This window comes from Paenibacillus sp. 01T422 (assembly GCF_056398785.1).
The window spans coordinates 1-1075 of sequence record NZ_JBFTQB010001358.1 but is presented as its reverse complement, the minus strand read 5'-3'; the positions used below and the strand labels follow the sequence as shown (position 1 = coordinate 1075).

Below are 1075 nucleotides of genomic sequence, written 5' to 3'. Positions count from 1 at the left end.
GATCATGGATGCTGATCGTACGTTGTTATATGTTAATAGCAAAGAAGAAATTGCATCAAAAATAGTACAGTATGTAACCCGTACAATAAGCGTTATTGGCATGACTGCTCTAGTCCTCGTCTTTGCAATGCCATTTGTATGGATGCTCTCTACTTCTCTGAAAACACTGCCTGAAACAATGATTTTTCCGCCTAATTGGATTCCAAAACACTTCATTTGGAGCAATTATGCAAAAGCTTGGGGATCAGGCCCGTTTTTACACTATATTTCGAATAGTATCATGATCTCGATTAGTATTCTTGCTTTGCAGATGCTTACAATTATTCCGGCGGCCTATGCCTTTGCTCGCTATAAGTTTAAGGCATCAGGAATTTTGTTCGGCATGGTGATGGTGACCTTAATGATCCCGTCTCAATTAATTTTCTTGCCTGTTTATTTACAGTTGAGTACATGGAAGCTGCTGAATACGCATCTTGCGCTTATTCTTCCCTTTGCGTCCAGCGCTTTTGGCATCTTTCTCTTGCGGCAGTCATTTAAACAGGTTCAGGAGGAACTAATTGAGGCAGCACGGCTCGATAGCGCAAAAGAGTGGCAAATTATTGTCAAACTAATGGTACCCATGGCGAAGCCAGTACTCGCGACCTTTGCTTTGTTCAGCTTTATTGCTCATTGGAACGATTACTTCTGGCCACTTGTTATGACGACAGATGACGTTGCGAGAACGTTACCTTTGGGAATTGCAAGGATTCGCGAAGAAGAAGGGGTAGCTAATTGGAACGTGCTTATGGCTGGAAATATGATTCTGGTAACTCCCATTTTGATTGCATTCTGTTTTGCACAAAGGCATATCATTCGCGCTTTTGTATATACAGGGGTAAAATAATCCGTTGAAAATCAGAGAGGCGTGACCCTAGAGGGTCATGCCTTTTTCAGGTAAGCATGTGATTTTTATCACATACATCTCTTTTTCTAAAGGCTACAATAAAAGCATAAAAGAAAAAGGAGATGGTTCGGATGATGAAGTGGCTCAGAGAGAATAAGATGGTTCGGATGATGAAGTGGCTCAGAGAGAATA

At 41.3% G+C, this 1075-nt stretch carries 1 protein-coding gene; it reads left to right on the top strand.

All coding sequences use genetic code 11. The annotated features are described in order from the left end of the window. The first annotated feature begins 100 nt into the window (after window positions 1-100). Window positions 101-883, top strand: a complete 783-nt coding sequence (locus AC1DUA_RS38715) for a carbohydrate ABC transporter permease (RefSeq protein ID WP_477504738.1) — start codon at window positions 101-103, stop codon at window positions 881-883. The last annotated feature ends 192 nt before the right edge of the window (window positions 884-1075 follow it).